Genomic DNA, 17611 nt, shown 5'->3' with positions numbered 1-17611 from the left:
CTTCGATTGTTGGGTATTATTTTAAGAACTCTATAAAAAAGCCGGACAGTAGTGGATTTAAACATGAAAACAAACTATCGCCTTGGACCAAGTGATCGCATTTTCCTTTCCGGCTATCTTGGCAGAGACATTTTTAGCTTCAATGATGAATTTGGTTTTGATTAGGGTAATACTACCGCTGCCATTAGATGGAATCAACTCTTTAATGATAAGATATTTTTAAATTCATCATTAATATATAGCAATTACAATTATGTGGTGAGTATTGATTATGGGGATGAGTCAATAAATATGACCTCCTCGATAGAAGATTTTAATATTAAAGAGGATTTTCAATATTTTATCAATACCGAAAATACACTCAAATTCGGAAAAAATTGAAGAAAAATATGCTCTCGAAAATGCGCTTTATGTTTCCCATGAATTTGACATAATGGATAACGTTAAAATCAATTATGGAACACGATATTCGGAGTTTAGAGTCTTGGGACCGGGTACTGTCTATATTTTTGACAGCAATGGCGATGCAGCCGATTCTACAAGTTATTCAAATAAAAAATTGATAAAATATTGCGGCGGTCTTGAGCCGCGCTTAGGCATCAATTTTTATTGGATGACGTAAGTTCTGTGAAGCTGTTCTATACGCGAAACCGGCAGTATCTGCATTTGTTGTCAACTTCTACCGCCATAACTCCTTTTGATATATGGCAGCCAAGTACCAATTTAGTGAAACCCGGAATATCCGATCAGACATCGCTGGGTTATTTCCGCAACTTTGATGACAACAGTTATGAGACTTCCGTTGAAGTTTATTATAAAGATCACTACTGTCCGGTTGTTTGGGAAATAAATCAATGCAACATATTATCAGTAAGAATATTATAGCTTAAAAATAGTGTAATCGATTTGAAGCAACTTCTATAATTTAGTCATTCCAATATTCACAAATTAGACAATACTGTTTATGCACTTGATTCATCTACTATAGACTTATGCCTTACCTTATTTCCATGGGCACGATTTCGAAAGAACAAAGCAGCAATGAAGCTTCATACACTTATCGATCTGCGATGGAATATCCCTGTGTTCATTGAAATTACAGATGGAAAAGTGCACGATGTTAATATCCTCGACATTCTTATTCCAGAAGCAGAATCGTTTTATATAATGGATCGAGGATATATCGATTTCGCTCGTTTATTTCTTATACATCTATACCGGGCATTCTTCGTTGTTCGAGCAAAAAAGAATTTCAAATATCGCCGCCTCTATTCTCAGACTGTGGACAAGTCCACGGGCTTGCGATGTGATCAAATAATTGTTGTTACAGGCATTGAATCGTCAAAAGATTATCCGGAAAAACTTCGCCGCATAAAATATTATGATGTTGAAACTGATAAGCTTTTTGTTTTTATTACAAACAATTTCACACTGCCATCTCTTGTTATTGCCCAACTCTATAAATATCGCTGGCAAGTAGAATTGTTTTTCAAATGGATAAAACAACATTTGCGAATAAAAACATTCTTTGGTACTTCAGAGAATGCAGTAAAAACTCAAGTATGGATTGCTGTTTCAGTGTATGTACTAATTGCAATTATCAAAAAACAATCAAAAATCGAAAAAAGTCTCTACACAATTCTACAGATTTTAAGCATCACAGTATTTGAGAAACTTGATATCTTACAAGTACTTACAAACATTGACTGCAACCCCCAAACAGATAATAACAATAACCAATTGTTATTGTTTGACTTATAACCGGACAGCAGTAATTGTCTTATTCTCTTTTCGCACCGGCGCCAGACATCCTATTTCGCAAACATCACGGGGAAGCAATTTTGAAAAATCCTCATCTAACCGGAACTCCGGAAAAGATATGAAATCTGTTTTGCTTAACACTTGAATAACTTTTAGAAGGCTTTCTTCCTCAACCATGCCCAGATCAATCAAAGACCTGATAAGAATCGTATTATTTTGCTTACGATACTTTTCAACTATTTCAAGCTGACCCGGCAAAAGCACCCCTTTATCGATGAGAATAGAGCTTAAGGGAGAATAGTCAATGCCGGTAAAGTGTTTTAGTCTGTTTATCTCGGTTAATTGCTTTTGGGCAACTCTTTTAAGCTTTTTATTTTCCCGGATTAAATCGAACTGCGCTAAGGCCAGCTCGATTGAGAGACTTAAGTCATCATCATTCCAGGGTTTGTTAATAAACTTATAAACCGCTCCATCATTTACGGCGCCCATAACAATATCAGTATTAGAATGAGCGGTTAGCATGATTCTTATAGTATCAGGATATTTTTCTCTGATTATTTTTAGCAAATCAATGCCCGTCATTCCCGGCATGGAATAGTCGCTAACGACAAGATTCACACTATTATCAGCTAATATTTCTAACGCCGCTTTGCCATTCTCGGCAGTTAGAATCTTATAGTCATCATCAACGAAAACTCTCTTTAGCGCCTTTAACACTCTAACTTCGTCATCAACGAATAACAGCGTATGTTTTACTGAGGATGTTCGGTCAGCGCTTTGTTTCTGGTCAGCAATAATATTGCTTACATGCATAACATTATATATACTTTGATTAAATTATACTTAATATGCTTAAGATTAATTCATCATGCCCATGAGAATTTTTGATTTATCTATTTCCTTGAAAGCGTCTTTAAACACCGTTTCAAGTTCGTTCATTTCAATATTAAGTCTGTCCCATGCCGATGGAAAAAAGTCAGTTATGTAATAACTGAAGCTGTCGCCGATATTGAGCGCATGGCAAAGCATATCGGCAATATTGACTGCTGATGCCAAAAGCTGATAATCTGGCGCCTCATCGGGAAAATGATGGTAAGCGATAGCACTTGAAATACTTTCGGGGAAATTCCATTTTTCAGCTAATATTTTGCCCAATTCCTGATGATTAATATCGAAATATTCCGCTTCGGATTCAAGGTCTATCACTTTGTCTTCTTGTGTATAGAATGATATGAATCTATCCGGATCCATTTTAACAAAAATCATGCGGCCGATGTCATGCAATATTCCGCCCATGAATCCTTCGTTTTGAATGTCTTTATCAGCCTTACAAAGAAGATGTTTAGCCATAACGCCAACACTAAATGAATGAAGCCAGAATTTGTTTAAATCAATGATTTTGTTTTCGACTTTAACAGTATTAAGCATGGATGTTGTCAGTAAAAGCTGATGCACAGTATTAAATCCAAGCATAGTAATGGCTTCTTCAACAGATTTAATTCTTCCCACAAAACCGTAAAAAGGCGAATTTACTAACCTCAATATTCTGGCGGTAAATGATGCATCCGTTTCAATAATCTCCGCTAATTCTTTATTGTTCACATCCTCTTCAGTGATATGGCTTTGAAGCTTCTGTATAATTATCGGCGGCGACGGCAGATTTATTTGTTTAGCTAATATGGATTTAACCGTAGTCATGGTTGCTTATCCTGTTTTTCATTACTTAAATTAAATTCCTTGTGAACTTTTTTTATTATTTCAACAATTTGCTGTACTTCCTCATGGTGAATAACCATAGACAAGCACTTATCTATATGCTGATTGATATCTGAATCCTCACTATTCACCAGAATCTTTTCATCCTGTATCTTGACTGCTGCTTTTTCAGGGCTGTTAAGGTCATCAGGTATAGCCATGCCGGCCTCTAATTTTTTGCTATTTTCCATCTTAACTCTCGCTATCAATAATTATTGAACCATCCGCAGACATTTTTTTCTCGGAAATGCCCGGATACTCAATTTCAAGCTGTCGGAGATATTTTTCCTGTTGTTTTAAGTTCGATTTCAATTGACTGTTTTCCTCTTCCAGCACTTTTTGTTTTAGAGCATGCCTGACATTAAAAAGCAGCTCGAAATCATCCCATGGCTTGTTGAAAAACCTGTATATTTCACCTTTATTAATAGCATTTTTTACAACCTCAAAATTAACCAAGCCGGTAAGCATAATTCTTATAATCAATGGGTATTGTACCTTGACCAGTTTTAATAGTTCTGTACCTGATATTTCTGGCATATTCTCGTCAGAAATTATAAGATCAATATCTTCCTTTTTGAGAACCTCCAATGCCTCTTTTGCCGAAAGAACGGTAAAAAGCTCATACCCTTCTGATTTAAAAGTTCTCTTCAGAGCTTTCAGCATATTTGGAGAATCATCAACCAATAATATCTTGAACCGGCTCATGTTTTTCCCCTTTGTTCTTTATCATTCGATAAACACATATACCATTGCTTATAGGGTCGACTTTATCGATTTTTTGTATTCGCTTAACCATACCCATTGATAATTTTACGCCTTTTGGCAAAAGAAACATACCGCTGTCCGCGGTAATATCGGAGGCTACAACCATGCCAACCTTAAGCTCCTGCGCATTCACTAACATAGCATCTGAGATATCTTTAAGAGGGAATCTTCTTGCCAATCCTAATTCAATGAATTTCTTAACCAGGTCGGGATCGTATTTTGAGCTTGAATATTTAACCAGATGAGCGGCCGCTCTGTTTAAAATATCCAGATTCGGATAAGCTTTATCGAATGCAAGTCTATCGAAGGCATCAGCGATACGGATAACTCTTGAACCAAATGGTATTTTAAGTCCTTTTATTTTATCCGGGTATCCGCTGCCATTATAGTTTTCATGATGATGTCTGATTATTATGCCAATTTCTTCAAACCCGTAAATGTTGTAAACGCAGCTCTGTCCCAGTATAGGATGCTTTCTAATCTCCTCCAAGTCGGCATCGGTATATTTGCTTAGGTTTTTTACCATAATTCTATCAGACAAACTTATTTTTCCGATATCATGCAGATAGGCGGCAATTATAACATCCTGGTATTCTTTCTGGTTAAGGTTAGAGCCTTCGAGAAGGTTTTTAGTTAATGTTGCAACTCTTTGAGAGTGACTGCCCATCTCCTTAAAACGCAAACCGATAATTGTCGAGAAAGATTTAATAGTTTCCATGAAGCTTTGATTCAACTTTTCATGCTGCTGCTTAATCTCTTTCGTTTGCTCGTCGACCCTTTGTTCGAGGGTTTTATTGAACTGTTTTAATTCTTCATTCCGCTTAAACAGAAGTTTATTCAACCGTTTATTTTCAACGGTCATCTTGTATAAATCCAGCGATTCTTTGATGCGGCTAAGAAGAATTTCATCATCCCATGGCTTGTTGAAATAATATCTAATCGCACCGCTGTTGATAGCCTCAATCGTGGCTTCAATGTCGGCATAACCGGTAAGTAAAATCCGTATGCTATCGGGTGAGATGTCTTGGGAGTGATGCAATAATTCAACGCCGGTCATTTTCGGCATTCTTTGGTCGGAGATTATCAGCGATATTTGATTGTTTTTTAATACTTCAAGAGCCTCAATGCCGTTATTGGCGGTTATTATGTCGGCATCAAGGTTTTTTAGCAGCCTTCGTAAGGCCTTTAAAATGCCTTCCTCGTCGTCAACAAGCAGAACTGTATGTTTAAATTTTTCAGGCATTTATTGACCTCGCTTCTTCTTTATTGTCAGCATGATGATTTACTGCTTTTTCAACATCCAAATAACCAAAAAGCCCGATGACGCCTCCCTGTTTCGGTAAAGGTATCCAAATCATACGCAAATTACTATCGCCATTCCAGGTATCCTTAATTGGCTTTTGTTCTTGAATAACCTTTTCCATTAGCGCAACAACTTTCTCGTCAAATATGTCGCTTGCGAAACTTCCGATACATAATCCGTTTACAGACACAATATCTTTCAGCGCCTTATTCATATAAACCACCAAGCCATCAGAATCTATACCTAATACGCCCACCGGAAGTAAACTGAGGATATTTTGAGATACAATTAAAGCCCTGTTTCTAATTTCGAGATCGCGGGTTCGCTGAGCTACTTTTTCCTCAAGGGATTTTGTTAGTTTCTGAAGTTCCTGGTTCCTTATTTGAAGTTCGGAATAAAGCCTGTCGTTTTCGTGTTGAAGGTCGTATTGCTCAAATGTTCTCATTATAGTTGTTAAAAATTCATGGTCATTCCATGGTTTGGTTATAAACTTATATATCTCGCCTTCATTTATAGCATCGACAATCGCTACAGCATCGGCGTAACCGCTTAAAATAATACGAATTGTTTCCGGTGATTTCTCTTTAACTTTGCTTAAGAATTCCACACCATTCATTTCCGGCATCCGATAGTCGGATATTACCACATGGATTTGTTTTTTATCAAATACTTCCAGACCCTTTTCGCCTGAATCGGCGGTGAAAATTTTATAATCTGTATCTATCAGTAGTCTTTTTAACGACTTTAAAACATTAGGTTCATCATCAACAAGAAGCAGAGTATGTTTAAGCATCTTCAATACCCTCCAACGGCAATGTTATAATAAACTCGGTGCCAACGCCAACTTCGCTTTTTACGTCAATTTTACCGTTATGCTTTTTAATAATATCGAAAACCAGGCTCAATCCCAACCCGGTTCCCTTGCCAACTTCCTTGGTTGTGAAAAATGGCTCAAATATCTTTTTAAGGCTTTTTTCCGATATGCCGCAGCCATTATCCTTTATTGACACATATATATTATTATCGTCTGCCCAAGTCTTTATCTTAATCAAACCGGATTTATCAGTAATCGATTGACCGGCATTTATGAGGAGATTCATAAACACTTGGTTTAGCTGATTTGGCATGCAGAACAAATCGGGCAAATCGCCAAACTCTTTTTCCACTTTGCAGTTATATTTCAGCTCATTCCAGACAATATTCAAAGTACTTTTTATGCCGTCATTAATATCCGTGTTCTCTTTTTCGGCACGGTCTACTCGCGAAAAACTCTTGAGATCCGCCACAATTTTCTTTACTCTTTCGGTGCCCTCTTTTGATTCATCAACGGCATTATTAAAATCATCTATTATTTCTTTGATATACTCATTGTCTTCACTGTCCTTTGCCTTGTTGTCATCGAAAAACTTAACTATCTTATTAAGATATTTCCCCATAGTGTTAAGGTTTGAATTGATATACCCAATGGGGTTATTAATCTCATGAGCTACTCCAGCGGCAAGAGTTCCGATTGCGGCTAATTTATCCGATTGTATAAGCTGGTCACGGTTGCGATGATGTTCGGTAATGTCTTGAATTAAGGCGACAACGCCTTTAACCTCGTTTTGATTATCAACTAAGGGAATTTTTGTTTTAGATAGCCATCGTATTTCGCCCTGATTGTCTTTTTCGAATACTTCTTCATTGATGATTTCAATATTTTCTTCTATGACCCTTTTATCTTCGACATGATACTTTTCAGCTTCCTCCTTAGGATAAAGATCATAATCGGTTTTACCGATAATTTCATCTACGGTTTTGCTAACATTTAAGCAAAACAGTTTATTCACTATCATATAGCGATTCTCAATATCTTTAAGATACATCATTGACGGAACTGTGTTAATCATAGTTGTAAACCGGGTGATAATTTCAGCTTGAATTTCATGCGCTTGAATGTCGGTGGTTATATCGCGGAGAATGCCGACTGCATGCCATGAGTTCTTGATTTTTAGGGGAGATATGGATAATTCCACAGGAAATTCAGCGCCGTCTTTTTTCAATGCGGTTAGCCGCAATGTTTTGCCGATTGCATCGCCGGTTCCGGTATTTTTAAACTTTGAAAAACCCTTTGTCTGATCTTCATGATATACTTTAGGCGCAATTAATTCATGGCAGTCTTTGCCAATTGCCTCTTCAGGCAAGTAGCCAAACAGCTTCTCTGAGGCTCTATTCCAGAAGGTAATTTCGCCGTTATTATCAATCATAATTACAGAATCATTAATATTATCGGATATGGCGCGAAATTTTTCTTCATTCTCTTTTGATAACTCTTCTGATTTTTTGCGTTTTACAATATCAACAAAAGTATCCAGTATATACTCTTTACCGCTAAGCCTAACAGCAGTTACTGTTTTGAGAACAGGTACGCTTTCACCATCAGCAGTCAACAGCGTTCGTTCTGTGTTGTTAACTTTCTGCCCAAGGTCTGTAATCGGGCACTTTCCTTTCTCGGCCGGGCAGATATACTCATGGCAGATTTTCCCGATAATCTGTTCTTTTGGAGCGCCAATCATTTCGGCGGCAGTATTATTAACATCAGAGATAATTTTTGTTTCAGGTTCAATAAGCACAATCCCGACCTGAATTTTATCAATCATCTGCGCATATAATTCGCTTTGTTTTTTTGATAACTCTACGGCCTTATCAGGTTGTTGGGTTTTTACTGTGCTCATGTTCAGCCTCCGTTATTGGCAGGGTGATAATAAATTCGCTCCCGACTCCAACTTCACTCTTTATATCGACTTTACCATTGTGTTTCTTTATAATTTCAAATGACAAACTCAAACCCAGTCCGGTGCCTTTGCCAACTTCCTTAGTTGTAAAGAAAGGATCAAAGATTTTTTCCAAATTTTCCTGCGGGATTCCTGCTCCGTTGTCCATGATAGATATGTAAATGTTCTTTTCATCAGCCCAGGTTTTTATCTTTATCAAGCCTGAACTGCCGGTGATTGCCTGACCGGCATTAACCAGGATGTTTAGAAATACTTGATTTAGCTGGTTGATATTGCAGTATAAAACCGGCAGATTGCCGAACTCTTTTTCGACTTTGCAGGTGTATTTCAATTGATTCCAGACGATATTTAATGTGCTTTCCAAACCTTTGTTAATATCTGCAAGTTCGCTTTTGTCTTTATCGACATGTGAGAAGCTTTTAAGATCAGCAACGATTTTTTTAACTCTGTCGGCGCCTTCAAGTGATTCGCTTATAGCATCGCCAAAATCAGTGATAATTTCATCAAATTGTTCTTTAGCTTCGGAGTCCTGGTTTTCAAGAGTGCTGAGATATTTTTGTATCTTCCAGAGATACTTATTCATAGTATTGAGGTTAGAATAAACATAACCTACGGGGTTATTGATCTCATGGGCAACACCGGCGGCAAGCTGCCCAATAGATGCCATCTTCTCCGATTGCAAAAGCTGAGTATGCAATACACCTTTTTCTGTTTCAGCCTGCTTGCGTTTGGTGATATCCCTCGCTAATTCTACACATTTCACTATATTTCCGTTTACATCAAAGACAGGGGAACACTTCAGTGAGAAATATTTTCCAAACACCTTTTCATATTGTTCTGTTTGTTCTATGGCTTTTGTTTTCAGCGTCTTCTTGAAAGGACAATAATCAGCCGGACTCTCGATATTGTGAACGATATTATAACATTTTTTACCTATTACTTCCTTCCTGCTCTTGCCAAGAATTTTTAGTCCGCTATCATTTATATTTTCTATATTGTAGTCTTTATCAATGATAATCATAATATCTTCTAAGGAGTTGAATGAATCGCGCCAATCGTTCTCAGCTTTCTGCAGGAATTCTTTTTCCTTTTGCATGCGCGCTTTGATATCGCGGTTAAGTTTCGTTAACACAAAGTTGCCGATGATAGCGATAATCAGTGTTTCAATAAGCGCCTCTGGCCAGTTAAAAGGGGTTAATGGCTTATTTAACAGAAAGTTAATTATATCAAAATACTCATTAGCCCATAAAAATAAACAAAAAGCAAAGAAAGCAAAAGCTGTTAGCCACTCGATTTTTTGCCATTCAAAAATATTTCCAAACTGCTTACACTCAATATTTTCTCGTTCCGGACTGTTATCTTGTTTTAGATATTCATCTGTTTCAATTACCGGTTGTTTCATCGTATTTTTGTTATCTGTTGTTATCATAGTTTGTCACTCTACTTGTTTCAAAATCCATGGTTTAATTATTGAAATCCAGATATAGCACAGAACTATATCCTTTCAATAAGTAACAAATTAGCAATCAAAACCTATATTCCTTTTTCGGCTTAATATATGGTAGTGATGATTATTTTGTTAAACTTTGAAACAATAATTTGACACGGATTATTCATAAACATAGCATGTGATGCTGCAATGTGTAGCTTAGTCATTGCTCCGCCTATGGCGTCTGCCAGAGGTGAAGCAATGACTTTCTTATATTTTTTATGAATAATGCGGGTTAAAGGCAAGTGTGCTGCTTGGATTGAAAGATTCATCCGGAAATATGGCAATGACGCTTAATATGATTTGCTGTCAAACGTTAATCCCTTTTCAAACCGACATTATGAACCATCTCCACCTCGAGTTGTAGAATCGCCTGTCCCTTATGGCGCATATCCTCGGTTAGTTCATGCAAGCTATCGTCCATTTCAATCTGGTTTATATCATCGCCATCGATTTGATATAACTGCGTCTGAACATTCGCTTTTTCCCACAATAGATATGAATTCTCTATCCAGCCGTAAGTGTCGCCCTTATCAATAAACGCAAAACCGTCATCGGTGGAATCAAGCGTTAGAATATCACGCCCCCAGCTTTCATGAATAACCGGCAAATTTAGAAGACCCAGCGCGGTCGGAAGTAAATCACATTGGCCGCATACGGTTTTGATTCGGCGCGGCTTGATATCATCCCGACCGGGGCAGTAAATCAATGACGCTATTCTGAAATTCTTCAATATTTTATTGGGATGACCGAGAATCTGACCATGGTCGCCTACCAGCACAAATATAGTATTATTAAAATACTTTTCCTTTTCTGCCATCTTGAAAAACTGACCCAAAGCCCAGTCGGAATAATAGAAAACATTTAGATGGTCGGCATATTTTACCTTCGGAGGAAATATTTCAAACTGCTTATCGAGAGGCGCGAACGGTTTGTGATTTGAAAGGGTAAGTATTACTCCGATGAACGGTTCGGGGTATGATTCCGTAAAAGCGCTATTAGCTTTTTCAAACATTATATGGTCGGGAACGCCCCATTTGCTGGCGATGTCGCTGCTTTTGAAATCATCAACGCTGATGATATTTTTAAACCCTTTCATCCTGAAAAAGCCGCCTATATTATCGAATTTAATATCGCCGCCATAGATGAAATATGAACCATAATTATATTCATCTAAAATCTCGGTTATCGATAGAAACGGATGCGAGGAACCATAAAGTTTCATCACGGTTCTGCCGGGAAGCGATGGAAACGAACATAATACCGATAAAAGCCCTCTGTTTGTCCTCAGTCCGGAGGCGTAGAAATTTTCAAACAGTAATCCTTTTTCAGCTAAGCTATCGAAACAGGGAGATACGGAAGAGCTTCCGCCAAGCGAACCTATGTAGGAAGCCGACCAACTTTCCATAATAATAAATACGATATTTTGGGGCGGTCTATTTATGCCGGTGACGTTTTTTTGTCTTTTAAGCGACCGCTCGGGTTCAAGAAGACTGTCGGATGGTTGAACAACCAATTTCTGAACTGTTTTTAATGCCTCGCGGCTATCAACAAAATGATACTTCGAGGGATTATGTTTACTGACATCATCATTGTATTCGAAAACGTTTCTGCTTAATGTATATGGTCCGTTAAGAGTCAGCTCATTAGCGAAATAGTGATTGCTGTGATAAGCTGTCGCCCAATCCAATGGCGCCAATGTTAAGCTGCCTCGTATGCCAGCAACCACTATTGCTAACAGCAGTACCACATATAACAAATGTAAAACGGGCTTGCTTTTTTGCCGTTGATGGAAAAGCCAGTTAAATTTCTGAGCGATAAATATAAAAATCCCTGACAGCAGCAGCCAACCAATTAAATACCAAATTACCGGAAAACTCTCGTAAATCATATACCAGACGAGGTCGAATGTGTTTAAGTAGATATAAAACCATACCCCAAGATGCTCATAAAACTCGCCAAAGTATTCGATATCGATAAGGACAAGCAAAAAAGCTATCGCAAATAATGCATATAAAACAGGCTGAAATATCTTTCTGGTCAGTCTCGACCGTTCAAAACCGACAAACGGCAGGATACTTATTAATAAAACCGGCAATACAATATACCCAACTATGACAAAATCATATTTTACTCCATAAAGGAATGAATATAAAATCTCGGCTGCCGGTATTTCATTAGTATAATTCCAATGTCTTATTAAAAACATCAGACGAAGCGCTGACATGTAAATAAGACCCCATAATATAACAGCAATCCAATAGAAAACAATATTAGGCGGATAGAATTTTTGCTTATCCGGATTTAAAAATTTGATTATTGATGATTTTATCTGTTGAAAGCTCATCATAGGACTATAATAGCAACAGGGGCGCAAAGCAATACCCATAGGATTTGCTGAACGCCCATGTAATTGTCGCAGATATTATAAATACTGTTATTCCTCAATTGCCTCCACATTGGCGCGGGGGATAACCGCTTTAGAGCCATCTTGGAATTCAACCTCAAGGACTCGCGCCATCGATTCGGATTCGAGTTTTTGCAGCGGCGAGGGAAGATCGGAAACTTTACCGAGTTTGCCAAAATACGGCACCCGGATAATTCTCACCGGCGAGCCAATGCTAAGGCCGACATTTTCTCTATTTATAGAATCATCTTTTTGGTTAATATCATCACTTATCGGCAATACAACCTCAGGCCGGATCACGCCGGCACGAATCTGAGTAGCGCCGTTTATACAAGCCATCTGCCCTTCTTTGGATTTTAAGAGGTCAAATGTTTTCTGAGCCATCATCATCTCGCCAAAACCCTCGGTTACCACCAGTGTGATGCCCTTATCTTCTTTGCCTGTGATTGCCACTCCCAGATCATAGCCTAAGAAGTCGCGCAGGTCTTTATCATTGAAACCGCCAACCACTATGCCCACTGCACCGACCGAAATCGCTTTTTGTAGGCCATTGGCTGTAACCAGCGCACCGCCAACAATTATACATCCTTTACATGAATCATCGATTTCTTTTTCGGTTAATATCCCGGCTGTGGATTCTGAAATCATTTTAATCAAACCATGAGTTTCGCCGCCAATACCGAAAATCCCCTGCACGAATGAGCCCCAAGTTGTAACCGCCACACCTTCATTTTCAAAAATCTCGGTAACTTCACCGCTGAGATAGGCTTTAACCTCAACTGGCTGTGGAGCGCCGCGTAGAAGTACTTGCCCTGTTATTTGTGATATGCTCTCGACTGTGCCGGAAATCTTAGCCTTAGCCGCCGATGTAAACATGCCGAAAAACGATTTGGACTTGGCAATATCCTCGCCCTTTTCGACATAATCCCCTTCTTTTTTCAACATCGCATCAAGAACATCCTCAGGCGGCACCCCAAGAATATTGGCTACATTAATCGGTTCAACCGGTCCGGGGATTTCCGTACGCGCCACAACTGCATCAGGTGTTACCTTATCACCTAAGGCAACTATGACATCGCCTTTAAGCGGCAAAATCCGTTTTTTAGTAATTCTTGCCTTTTTAGTTACCCGCAAACCGGGTGTGTATGCATGTGACATACTATCCTCTATTCTTTAAAATTACCATCTTCATATACCATAATAACCTAATATAATAATAAATACAGCTTTTTAAGGCAACAACTTTGTAATCAGAATTCTAGAAAAAAAAGGGGGCAAGATATTCTACGTTTTACGCATAAGTTGTTGCTAAATTAATGACTAATCTTTTCCATCATCTGAGGAATGGCTGATTCATAAATATCCTTAAGCTCCGAAACCGGGCAATTGATTAGATTGTCGATTACCAGATTATCGCCTCCGGTTTTACCGATGAGTTCAAGCTGAATATTATTAGCCTGGCAAATTTGTATAATCTGTTCCCGGTTGGTCTGGGCGAATGAAATAATCACTAACGGCCTTGATTCGCCAAACAACATAGCATCACCGCGCAAATCAGACATAAGCGAAACAGCTGCCCCTATTTCATTTTTCAAACAGCACTCGGTTAAGGCAACTGCGATTCCGCCATCGGAAATATCATGGGTTGATTTTAGCAGTTCATTATCTGCTAATTCGACCAGAACATTTATAGCATTCTTTACCTGATTAGGAGATATCTCGGGAATTTTTCCAGCGATTTTGCTGTGAATGGTTTTAAGATATTCTGTTCCGCCAAGTTCGCCCTTATTTTTTCCGATAACAGCAATAATATCGCCATCATTATCCGAGAAAAACGAGGTGAGCCGCTTGGAGACATCCTCAAGTATGCCAACCATGCCGATTACCGGTGTTGGATAGACAGTATATTGATGATCTTCGTTATAGAAACTGACATTGCCGCCGGTTACCGGTGTTTCGAGAATACGGCATGTTTCGCCTATACCGGCAACCGCTTTTGCGAAAGCGTGATACATCTCCGGATTATAGGGATTGCCAAAATTGAGGCAGTTGGTAATTGCCACCGGTTCGGCGCCAGAGCAGGCAACATTAAGAGCGGCTTCGCAAACAGCATGCATGGCACCCTGATACGGATCAAGATAGCACCACCGCCCATTGCAATCGGTGGAAATAGCCAAACCCTTGGCTGACTTTTTCACTTTGATAACGGCGGCATCACTGCCCGGACCATTAACCGTGCCGGTTCTAACCGATGTATCGTACTGTTTGTAAACCCAGCGCTTAGAGGCGATATTAGGCGCGCCCATGAGTTTTTTTAATGTCTCATTGTAGTCATCGGGTTCGGGCAATGTTAATGGATCAAAAGCCGCCAGCTCATCTATATAGGCTGGCTTTTTTTGTTCTCTGATATAAACCGGCGCCTTACCGCCAAGAACTAATGAATCGGGCGGCATTTCGGCGCATATATGTCCCTGTGTATATATCCGAAGTATATCCTCTGGGATTACTTTGCCAATTACCGCGGCGTGAAGCCCCCATTTCTTGAAAATACTCTGAACTTCCTTGAGATTTTCAGGTTCTGCAACAACCAGCATCCGCTCCTGTGATTCCGAAAGCATAATCTCATAGGGAGTCATTGCCTCTTCCCGAACGGGTACTTTATCAATATCGATTTCCATACCGCAGCCGCCCTTAGCGGACATTTCGGAGGTAGAGCAGGTTATGCCGGCGGCTCCCATATCCTGAATGCCTACCGCCAGTTTCTTTTTGATTATCTCAAGCGTTGCCTCAAGTAAAAGCTTTTCGGTAAAGGGGTCGCCTATCTGCACCGAGGGTCGTTTGGCGGCAGATTCATCGGATAATTCCTCCGAGGCAAAAGTTGCGCCATGGATGCCATCCCGGCCTGTGCGCGCGCCGACAATCAGGACCAGATTGCCCTCGCCTTTGGCTGTGGCGGACAGCAGGTCAGATTTTTTGGCAATACCAAGAGCCATTACATTAATCAGAGGGTTGCCGGTATAAGCAGGTTCGAAAATTACCTCGCCGCCTATATCGGGCACGCCGAAACAGTTGCCGTAATCGCCAGCGCCTCGAACGACGCCATCGAAAATATAGCGTACATGCGGGTTATCGAGCGAGCCGAAATGAAGCGAATTGAAAGCAGCCTCCGGCCGCGCTCCCATAGTGAAAATATCGCGAAGAATGCCGCCGATGCCGGTAGCCGCTCCCTGATATGGCTCTATCGCCGAGGGGTGATTATGCGACTCTATCTTGAAAACAACCGCCAGCCCGTCGCCAATATCGACTGCACCGGCATTTTCCTCACCAGCCTCGGTTAGAAGCCGTCCGCCGGTGCGGGGAAATGTTTTTAATTGAGCAATCGAGTTCTTATATGAACAATGCTCCGACCACATAACAGAATAAATACCAAGCTCGGTATATGTTGGTTCTCGTCCAAGAAACTCCCAAATATCAGCGTATTCATTCTCAGAGAGGCCGTGTTTGATGACAAGTTCGGGGGTGATTTCAGGCTCTTGCATAATTGTTCCTTTCATAAGGCATTCAGTATAGAATATAATATTTCTGATGTCAATTTTTTAATTGTCGCCAGATTTTCTGAAATATCCGAAAGTTTAATCTGCAGGAATTTTTATTTCTTTTCGTTAATTTATTTATTAATATTACAACCATGCTTAATATCAAAATACCCGGATTCGGGACAACCCAGCTTAAACACTTGGTCTGTGATTTTTCAGGCACACTGTCGATAGATGGTTTCCTTGTCGAGGGCGTTGCCGAAAGGCTGAATCAGCTCAGTCGAAACCTCGATATCCATATTTTAACCGCCGATACTCATGGCCGGGCAAAGCAGGCGCTTAAGGGGGTTAACTGCAAACTGCAATTGCTCGGTGATGAAAAACAGGATATTCAAAAGGAAGCCTATATTAAAAAGCTTGGCGCAAAAAATGTTATTGCCATTGGCAATGGCGTTAATGACAGGTTGATGCTTAAAACAGCTATAATAGGCATTGCGATATGCTTAACCGAGGGAGTTGCCGTTGATTCTGCAGCAGCCGCCAACCTGCTGACAACTTCGATTACCGATGCTTTGGATTTGCTGGATAAGCCTAACAGATTAATCGCCACATTGAGATATTAAACAGGCTTTTACGACTGTAAAAAGCGGGATGTAAGCTATTGCATCTCAATGTGTAAGAGGCATCCGCCAATGGCGGACGCCCCTATTAATACACGCAATATATTTTTGCTAAATATCAACCTCGACGCCGATTTTCGCCTCGATTGCCTTGTCGTAAATCAGCTTAGCAGTGGCTACATCTTGAATAGCCAAGCCATTGGATTTAAACAACGTAATCTCTTTATCATCAGCGCGAGCAGGTTTCTTGCCGGTTACAATCTCGCCCAGTTCGGCATGTATGTGCGACTTATCAATCGCGCCTTCCTGTATCGGAATCATGATATCGCCCGCTTCTTTAAGGCAGGCTTCGTATGAATCAGCGATGAATTTCGACCTCTTGATAATTGCGGTATCCAGCTCGCGGGCGTTCGGGGTATGACTGCCGATGCCGTTAATATGCGCGCCCTCTTTAACGGTATTGCCATCGAATATGGGCGTTGGCGAGGATGTCGCCGTGCAGATTATATCGGATTCCTTGATAAGCTGTTCAGCTGAATCTGCAACTATCACTTCAAGGTTAAGCTTGCCGCTCATTTCGCTTTTAAACTGACCGGCGGCTTCTGCGGATACATCATAGACATAGGCTTTGGCAAGGTCGCGGGCGATAGCCACTGCCCATAACTGCATCTTAGCCTGCACGCCGGCGCCGAATATGCCGGCAGTCTGGCCCTTATTCTTGCGAGCGAGATACTTGGTTGCCGCACCGCTAACTGCGCCGGTGCGGACTGCGGTAAGATAGCCGCCATCCATGATGCAGACAACATCGCCGGTGGCGGGGTCCTGCACTAAGACCTTGCCGATTGTGGTGGGCAGGTTGTGTTTTTTCGGGTTGTTCTTATAAACTGTTACGACCTTGCAGGCTAAGGCGCCAAGCTCCTTGAGATAGGCGGGCATATACAATGACAGCCCATCCGGCGGCGTGATAGGTATGCGAAGCGGCAAAACAGCGGTGCCGTTAGCCAGCTCGACAAACGCTTTCTCGACCACCTCCATGCAGTCCGACATCTCGAGAACTTTCATAACATCATTACGGGTAAGAATCAGCGGCATATTTTCCTCCTTTTGCGGATATTGTTTTTTGATAGTATAAGCAGGGCGTGTTTTGATGGCAAGGGAATTTGTTGGAGAAAGTGTTGGGTTTATACCCAACGTGATAGAT

General features: G+C 40.2%; 15 protein-coding genes and 1 pseudogene. 3 read left to right on the top strand and 13 right to left on the bottom strand.

Translation table 11 applies throughout. The annotated features are described in order from the left end of the window. The first annotated feature begins 433 nt into the window (after positions 1-433). Both J7K40_05965 and J7K40_05960 read left to right on the top strand, forming a co-directional pair. A complete protein-coding gene (locus J7K40_05965) occupies positions 434-622 on the top strand; it encodes a hypothetical protein (protein ID MCD6161942.1) in 189 nt (62 codons plus the stop codon). A 314-nt stretch (positions 623-936) separates the two neighbouring features. Beyond that, a pseudogene (locus tag J7K40_05960) lies at positions 937-1761 on the top strand (IS4 family transposase). Here J7K40_05960 and J7K40_05955 read toward each other — a convergent pair. From J7K40_05955 to purL, 12 genes are all read right to left on the bottom strand, one after another. Then, positions 1756-2574: a response regulator gene (locus J7K40_05955; protein ID MCD6161941.1), complete on the bottom strand. Its 819-nt coding sequence runs from the start codon at positions 2572-2574 to the stop codon at positions 1756-1758. The pseudogene J7K40_05960 and the gene J7K40_05955 overlap by 6 nt on opposite strands. Before the next feature lie 45 nt (positions 2575-2619). Then, on the bottom strand, positions 2620-3459 hold the full coding sequence (locus J7K40_05950; protein ID MCD6161940.1) for an HDOD domain-containing protein: 840 nt from the start codon (positions 3457-3459) through the stop codon (positions 2620-2622). After that, positions 3456-3707 carry a hypothetical protein gene (locus tag J7K40_05945; GenBank protein MCD6161939.1) on the bottom strand — a complete coding sequence of 84 codons (252 nt, stop codon included), beginning with the start codon at positions 3705-3707 and terminating at the stop codon, positions 3456-3458. Before J7K40_05945 ends, J7K40_05950 begins: the two co-directional genes overlap by 4 nt. 1 nt (position 3708) lies before the next feature. After that, entirely contained in the window at positions 3709-4221 is a 513-nt protein-coding gene (locus J7K40_05940; protein MCD6161938.1) for a response regulator, read from the bottom strand. Beyond that, on the bottom strand, positions 4193-5524 hold the full coding sequence (locus J7K40_05935) for a response regulator (GenBank protein MCD6161937.1): 1332 nt from the start codon (positions 5522-5524) through the stop codon (positions 4193-4195). The genes J7K40_05940 and J7K40_05935 overlap by 29 nt, the downstream gene beginning before the upstream one ends. Next, positions 5517-6377: a response regulator gene (locus J7K40_05930; GenBank protein ID MCD6161936.1), complete on the bottom strand. Its 861-nt coding sequence runs from the start codon at positions 6375-6377 to the stop codon at positions 5517-5519. The genes J7K40_05935 and J7K40_05930 overlap by 8 nt, the downstream gene beginning before the upstream one ends. Then, on the bottom strand, positions 6370-8298 hold the full coding sequence (locus J7K40_05925) for a PAS domain S-box protein (protein MCD6161935.1): 1929 nt from the start codon (positions 8296-8298) through the stop codon (positions 6370-6372). The genes J7K40_05930 and J7K40_05925 overlap by 8 nt, the downstream gene beginning before the upstream one ends. After that, positions 8270-9787, bottom strand: coding sequence for a PAS domain S-box protein (locus tag J7K40_05920; protein MCD6161934.1), 1518 nt, complete (start codon positions 9785-9787; stop codon positions 8270-8272). Before J7K40_05920 ends, J7K40_05925 begins: the two co-directional genes overlap by 29 nt. Before the next feature lie 122 nt (positions 9788-9909). After that, positions 9910-10119 (bottom strand): hypothetical protein, encoded by a 210-nt coding sequence (locus J7K40_05915; protein MCD6161933.1) that lies wholly within the window; start codon positions 10117-10119, stop codon positions 9910-9912. A 44-nt stretch (positions 10120-10163) separates the two neighbouring features. After that, complete coding sequence (locus tag J7K40_05910; GenBank protein MCD6161932.1) at positions 10164-12197, bottom strand: sulfatase-like hydrolase/transferase; 2034 nt, start codon at positions 12195-12197, stop codon at positions 10164-10166. A gap of 87 nt (positions 12198-12284) precedes the next feature. Then, complete coding sequence (locus tag J7K40_05905) at positions 12285-13412, bottom strand: hypothetical protein (GenBank protein MCD6161931.1); 1128 nt, start codon at positions 13410-13412, stop codon at positions 12285-12287. Positions 13413-13567: 155 nt separating this feature from the next. Further along, positions 13568-15808 carry a phosphoribosylformylglycinamidine synthase subunit PurL gene (gene purL, locus J7K40_05900; protein ID MCD6161930.1) on the bottom strand — a complete coding sequence of 747 codons (2241 nt, stop codon included), beginning with the start codon at positions 15806-15808 and terminating at the stop codon, positions 13568-13570. A 134-nt stretch (positions 15809-15942) separates the two neighbouring features. Here purL and J7K40_05895 point away from each other — a divergent pair, with 134 nt between their 5' ends. Then, entirely contained in the window at positions 15943-16413 is a 471-nt protein-coding gene (locus J7K40_05895; GenBank protein MCD6161929.1) for an ATPase P, read from the top strand. A gap of 108 nt (positions 16414-16521) precedes the next feature. Here the strand turns inward: J7K40_05895 and J7K40_05890 are convergent. Further along, a partial coding sequence (locus J7K40_05890) for a hypothetical protein (protein ID MCD6161928.1) occupies positions 16522-17611 on the bottom strand: 1090 nt, incomplete at its 5' end.

The organism is Candidatus Zixiibacteriota bacterium, from assembly GCA_021159005.1.
Classification (GTDB): domain Bacteria; phylum Zixibacteria; class MSB-5A5; order UBA10806; family 4484-95; genus JAGGSN01.
This window is presented reverse-complemented; position numbering and strand designations above follow the sequence as displayed.